Genomic DNA, 228 nt, shown 5'->3' with positions numbered 1-228 from the left:
CCCGCACGCAGAGCACTGGGGTGGGGTCAAGGTAAACCAGTCTCCTGTCTTCGCTGGAGATGGGTTTGAACTGATCGCCAATTCGTTCATGAAGTTTGTTGTCCCTAAACCACACCTGAACGGCTCTCTTGTAGTTCTTCTTCAGCTCTGCTGTTATCTTTTCAAACGACGCCAGTGTCATATTGCACGTCTTTATACGACAAGCGGTAGCCCATCCATGGCACTTAC

The 228-nt window shown here is 50.0% G+C and carries 1 protein-coding gene; it reads right to left on the bottom strand.

Translation table 11 applies throughout. From position 1 onward, the window contains the following. Positions 1 to 181: hypothetical protein (locus ACYQ78_RS40245; protein WP_459806262.1), on the bottom strand; the 181-nt coding region annotated here is incomplete at its 3' end. Between the last annotated feature and the right edge of the window lie 47 nt (positions 182 to 228).

The sequence above is a fragment of the Herbidospora sp. RD11066 genome (genome assembly GCF_054661255.1).
This window is presented reverse-complemented; position numbering and strand designations above follow the sequence as displayed.